Origin of the sequence: Colwellia sp. MB3u-8, from assembly GCF_014076985.1 — a bacterium.
Taxonomy (GTDB): Bacteria; Pseudomonadota; Gammaproteobacteria; order Enterobacterales; family Alteromonadaceae; genus Cognaticolwellia.
This window is the reverse complement of record NZ_JACGVA010000040.1, coordinates 1-5,344: the sequence shown is the minus strand read 5'-3', so window position 1 is coordinate 5,344 and position 5,344 is coordinate 1. Positions and strand designations below refer to the sequence as shown.

General features: G+C 33.8%; 9 protein-coding genes. All 9 read right to left on the bottom strand.

Features of this window, described 5'->3' with window-relative positions; genetic code table 11:
• Positions 1-222: 222 nt before the first annotated feature.
• The gene (locus H4J54_RS04355) at positions 223-558 is read right to left on the bottom strand and encodes a hypothetical protein (RefSeq protein WP_182189726.1); all 336 of its coding nucleotides are present in this window, start codon (positions 556-558) and stop codon (positions 223-225) included.
• Between the two features lie 125 nt (positions 559-683).
• Positions 684-1,133, bottom strand: a complete 450-nt coding sequence (locus tag H4J54_RS04350) for a hypothetical protein (protein ID WP_182189725.1) — start codon at positions 1,131-1,133, stop codon at positions 684-686.
• 470 nt (positions 1,134-1,603) lie between these two features.
• Positions 1,604-1,930 carry a hypothetical protein gene (locus tag H4J54_RS04345; protein WP_182189724.1) on the bottom strand — a complete coding sequence of 109 codons (327 nt, stop codon included), beginning with the start codon at positions 1,928-1,930 and terminating at the stop codon, positions 1,604-1,606.
• 111 nt (positions 1,931-2,041) lie between these two features.
• Complete coding sequence (locus H4J54_RS04340) at positions 2,042-2,449, bottom strand: hypothetical protein (RefSeq protein WP_182189723.1); 408 nt, start codon at positions 2,447-2,449, stop codon at positions 2,042-2,044.
• A 122-nt stretch (positions 2,450-2,571) separates the two neighbouring features.
• On the bottom strand, positions 2,572-2,931 hold the full coding sequence (locus H4J54_RS04335) for a hypothetical protein (protein ID WP_182189722.1): 360 nt from the start codon (positions 2,929-2,931) through the stop codon (positions 2,572-2,574).
• A gap of 78 nt (positions 2,932-3,009) precedes the next feature.
• Entirely contained in the window at positions 3,010-3,693 is a 684-nt protein-coding gene (locus H4J54_RS04330) for a hypothetical protein (protein WP_182189721.1), read from the bottom strand.
• Between the two features lie 527 nt (positions 3,694-4,220).
• Entirely contained in the window at positions 4,221-4,601 is a 381-nt protein-coding gene (locus tag H4J54_RS04325; protein ID WP_182189720.1) for a hypothetical protein, read from the bottom strand.
• Between the two features lie 119 nt (positions 4,602-4,720).
• Positions 4,721-5,161 carry a hypothetical protein gene (locus H4J54_RS04320; RefSeq protein WP_182189719.1) on the bottom strand — a complete coding sequence of 147 codons (441 nt, stop codon included), beginning with the start codon at positions 5,159-5,161 and terminating at the stop codon, positions 4,721-4,723.
• 94 nt (positions 5,162-5,255) lie between these two features.
• On the bottom strand, positions 5,256-5,336 hold the full coding sequence (locus tag H4J54_RS19750; protein WP_404842627.1) for a hypothetical protein: 81 nt from the start codon (positions 5,334-5,336) through the stop codon (positions 5,256-5,258).
• Positions 5,337-5,344: the final 8 nt, after the last annotated feature.

Here is a 5,344-nt window from a genome sequence, read left to right as displayed (position 1 = left end):
TTGGTAACCCCCTCCAACTGAAAACTCAAAATCCCCTCCCCATGCGGATAAGGGTATATAAGCTAATAAAATAATCGTTAAATTTTTAAACATCTCCACTCCCATGGAATTTTAAATATAACGCCTAATTAACAGGCAAAAAATGGTTGGCTAAAATAAGTGAACGTAGTGAACAAAAAGCCAACTGTTTTTTGTCCTTGTTTAATTTCTTGTTATGTATATTTACTCTGAACTTAGTTTTACTTGTTTTTGTATAGATAAATATTCGTCTACGGATTCTGCTTTTTTATCTAACCAATTTGATAAAGCAGCATCTTCTGTATGTTTTGAGTAATTAATAAATAAATCAGATTGTTTGTGCAAAAACTTATTAAAATTTTGATCAAAACTTTTTTTGTCTTCATCTGGCATCATGACATAGCTAAGCATCACACCAAACTGAGAAGATTGTGCCCACATCATTTCATCTTGAGGCTTAGCTGTTGACTGCTTGGGTATGATATATCCTAAGCCTAAACCAATAATAAAGATTAAAAACCCATATATAACTTTATTCATACTGTGATTAGACTCCAAGATCCTAGATATACATAACGCCTCGTTAAGAGGCAAATAATATGTTGGCTAAAATCAGCGAGGCAGGAGCAAAAGCCAACTGTTATTTGTCCTGCTTTAACGACTTGTTATGTATCTTTGCGCCGATGAAAGAATAATGAACCTAACATAACCAGAGCAATTAAAAATAGTGTGTAAGCTGTTTCTTTGTCGGAAGATACAACATCATCCAATGAATAAATTTTAGTTCCATCGAGGAGAAACTCATAAGCCATTGCAAAATCATTTTCATTAGGCAAAACAGAAACGATTACGGAACGACCGATTAAATCCTGTTTTTTATCATCACAATCAGTTCTCAGAGAAAATTCTTCTAATACTTTGTAGGAAGAAATACTGCCATTGCTTTTTAACACAACAGTTGGAGCGCCGTCTTTACTACCTGAATTACAACTAATGGACTCAATAACTCCAATTTTTTGAATTAGCTCAGTTCCGGATACTTCATCCTGATTTAATTTCAAGATACCTAACCCGATAAAAAGCATTAAAAGTAAAACCCAAGCACCGTACTTCAATATTTCACCCTAGATACATAACGCCACAATAAGCGGCTAAGTAATAGTTGGCTAAAATGTGTAGCGAAGCGAAACGCAGCCAACTATTGCGTGTCCGTTTGATTGCCTTGTTAGTTGCTAGTAGTTAAAACCACCAATATTACAATAAGTTATCATGTTTAATGTATAGGAGGAAGAACCAAAGAGCGCTTCCGCAATAGATACCTAAACATGAACTTTGAGCCTTAAAAAAACTAAAGCGATTAAAACTATTAAACTGCGAAAGGCGAAGACTGGGTTGGGCAAAAAGGAAGCTAGATTGAACGGCACTTCCATTGCCAAACCAAAGAATTGAACCAAACGCAAAACTATGCGATTTACACTAAACGATAAATAAAATCATTTGATTTAGTGCGGACAACTAACGCCCAAATAACAGGCTAAGTAATGGTTGGCTAAAATTGTGTAGCGAAGCGAAACGTAGCCAACTGTTACGTGTCCTTGTTTATTTTCTTGTTAGGTTGATTAGTGTGCTGATAAACGGCTTGGAAAACTGCACCATTAATTTCCCATAAAAGGTATATGTAAAAGCATAAGCCGAAAATAGGAAATATAACCCATGCAGACCAATCAGGAAGAGATAAAGCTACTTCAAATTCTGCCACTAAAAAGGAACAAGCAAAAGTTAATGCTATAACAAAGTAAAATCGCAAACTGATCCATTTGTTATGAAGCTTCACAGCCTCAGAAACAAATTCATTTTTCTGCTTTTTATTTAACCCCTCTAACTCAGGGTAATCACCAGTTTTATAATACATCGAACCTGAAACCTAACGCCCAAATAATGGGCAAATAATAGTTGGTTAAAATGTTGAACGGAGTGAAAACAGCCAACTGTTTTTTGTCCGTTTGAATGCCTTATAGTTGCATTATGCACACTCTGGAAAAACATAAATCATACCGTCTTCAATCTCAACATCTTCGATAACAAGAAACGGAATTGATTCTGTGTTGACAGGGATTAATAATTTAGCACAGAAATTTTCATTGTTTTCTACAAAAGCGATTACAACATTGTTTTCAAAATCAGGATAGCTGATTGAAGTTGCAACTATATTCCCTTCAAGAACCTTAGAACTTAAAACTTTTTGTAGTAAATTTAATTGACCCGAAAAATCATTAGCTTCTTCTGTTGTCGATATGTGTGCTTCAACTGATCCGCTACGATGGAGTGATAATCCTAGTGGTAGTAGATCTTTGTCATCCGCTAGTATTTTATTTATACGAGAAACAATATGAGCAGCAAGCTCCTGAAATTGGTTTTCTGATGAGTCCATTGTGATTTTCCTTTAATGCAAATGCCCAAATATAATATCAAGGCAGCTAACGCCTATATTAACGGGCTAAACTGAGCGAAGCGAACAGCCCACTGTTTTTAGTCCTGTTGAATTGCTTATGTTTACTTTTTGATAAACAATTCGAACAAATAAAACACAAAATTATATACGCAAAACATGAGCATTGAAGAAACAAAAACAGATATACCAATTGCTTTATCACTAGGTTTATTGTTGACGATATCGGTCGACGGGAATGCAAACCAAATTAACTTATTTATTTGATAATTTACCCAATTAAATAATAATAAATAACAAACCCATTTGAGTATAATAAGAGGATAACTTCCTGCTTTTTCAGCGGCAGCATGAAATATAGCCGTTGCACCTGTATATCCAAGAAACTTAAACCATGCTTCGGCAATAATTGCATGAGCTTCTTGCGTTCCTAATTTTAGACTCAACTCTTTATTGATTTTCACATGTAAACCTAACGCCCAAATAACAGGCTAAGTAATGGTTGGCTAAAATTGTGTAGCGAAGCGAAACGTAGCCAACTGTTACGTGTCCTTGTTTATTTTCTTGTTAGAAGTATTTATACCGTACAAACTAAATTCTGGTAACTGTATCTTTTGTTTGGTTGCAATTTTTTCAATTTCATTTAATAAATTTTGTAATTTTGCTTGATCGTCTACCAAACGAAATTTACTTACCAAGTGTAAATACTCATTCTCTGATATATACGGTCGAGTTATTTCTAAATTTTGTTGCACAACACTAACAGCTTTATTTGTTGATAGTGAAGATATAAGGGTGCTTGTGTACAACACTGAAAGTAGAGAAAACACCAAAAGAACTGCGATTCTGAATTTCAAAGGATTATCGATAACAGAATCGATAAATGACTTTTTAGCAGATATTGTATCTTCTTTAGTTTCATCCAACTCAATATATCTGAACACTTTTTTGAGCCTGAAATTTACAATCCAAGGACTGAAAATTATTAGTACAAAGATTGTTATTCCGGGAATATATATAATGAAATCTCTTTGTTTACCAACATCAGCATATAAATAATCAAAGTATCCGTCATAAAATGTAGATATCAGATTTACTAACACTCCTCCCAAATAAAAAAGGCTATCTTTTAAAAATAAATCCCATAGTCCAGAACCAAGTGCCCCGATAAAAATTATAGTTAAAAGAGACTTTACTTTGTTTGCCTTTGCATCAATAGATGACATATAACCTTCCGATACTTCTAACGCCCTATTAAGGGGCAAATTGTAGTTGGCTAAAATGTGTAGCGGAACTAGCCAACTATAATTTGTCCCGCTTGAATAGCTTGTTAGTTGCTAATACTCTGGACTAAAAATAGATAACAAAAGTAAATTATAACAATTAGATAGAAAACTGAAATTATACTATTTATGCCCCATAGGCAATGCCAGAATTTACCAGTAAAGTAGCTTTTAACTCGAATTTTACTATTTAGCAGTCCTAATGATGATGGTATTAATGTTAATGCAGAAAAACACAACATAGGAAATACACCAAACATTAAACCAAGTCCCGATGCACTAGCAGCAGACGCTGAAGTATCTGGTTCTATTGGAGATAAAAGAATATAAGTCAGGAACATTCCAACTACTGCTGATAAGAAGCCTAACATTTGGAGAGTGCGCATAAATCCCTTTGCAACTAACGCCTAAATAACAGGCTAAGTAATGGTTGGCTAAAATTGTGTAGCGAAGCGAAACGTAGCCAACTGTTACGTGTCCTTGTTGATTTTCTTGTTATATTCTCTTTGCTTCGCTAGTCCAGTTAACATAAAACTAACAGCAAAAATTATTATTAATTGCGCAATAGATTTAACTACATCTAGACCTTTAACAGATAACCGTTTTGATCGTTCTTCAGCTAATAGCCTTTGAGAATAAATAGCTTTTAGCATATCCAAATCTTGCTTTTTAAAAGCTAAATCAAATGCTTTTTTTTCTAATGGTATATTTTTACTGTACTCATTTTCAATATGGTTAACTGAAATGTAATTTTCATCATATTTGACATAAGGAATATCCTCAAAAAATATAATTAAAAAGGAGAGAATAGTCACTATTGAACCGAATAAATAAAATCCTTTTGATTGCACCAGTTTCTCCGAGAATATAACGCCCACTTAAGCGGACAAAAATTGTTGGTTAAAATGTGAAGCGAAGCGGAACCTAACCAACTGTTTTTGTTCCGTTTGAAGTTCTTGTTAGGCATACATTACATAGGACAATTTACTTCTAGACCATTGACAGAGTCCTTGATTTTTTTAAAGTTATCTTCCCAAAACATATTAAAAGCGACGACGTTTACTGACGTAGCACAGTTTTTATTATTTTGATCAATTTTTACGTTTAAAAAGTAACCTTGGGAACTCCCTGAAGGTGAATATACATTATAGGTAGTTGTGCCACTATTTTTAGTTTCCATAACTCTATAGTTTAAGTTGTAGCCAGTGGTTCCTGAAACAAAGACAAAATCAGGTTTAAAACATTGCGCTAAGTAACCCTTAATACGAGTTTCAACAAGATTTTTGTTTTCAGAAAAACACATAGGCTCACTTTTATTACCATTAGTAATTAATGCGGTTTCAGTCTGCGGAAAAATAGCACAACCTGATAAAATGGTTGTTAATAACGCCAAAGGTAGAAATTTACTCATAATATCCTTGTATGCCTAACGCCCAATTAACGGGCTAAAAATAGTGGGCTAAAATGTAAGCGAAGTGATCTTACACCACTTTCGTAGACACATTTTAAAGTCCTAATTTCTCATATTTTTCTGGCGTTGTATAACCTAAACTTGAATGTAATCGTTCTTGATTGTAAAACGCTATATATTTCT

Coding starts and splice junctions, on each gene's coding strand:
- H4J54_RS04340 (WP_182189723.1), bottom strand. CDS start 2,449: ATGGACTCATCAGAAAACCAATTTCAGGAGCTTGCTGCTCATATTGTT.
- H4J54_RS04355 (WP_182189726.1), bottom strand. CDS start 558: ATGAATAAAGTTATATATGGGTTTTTAATCTTTATTATTGGTTTAGGC.
- H4J54_RS04320 (WP_182189719.1), bottom strand. CDS start 5,161: ATGAGTAAATTTCTACCTTTGGCGTTATTAACAACCATTTTATCAGGT.
- H4J54_RS04330 (WP_182189721.1), bottom strand. CDS start 3,693: ATGTCATCTATTGATGCAAAGGCAAACAAAGTAAAGTCTCTTTTAACT.
- H4J54_RS04345 (WP_182189724.1), bottom strand. CDS start 1,930: ATGTATTATAAAACTGGTGATTACCCTGAGTTAGAGGGGTTAAATAAA.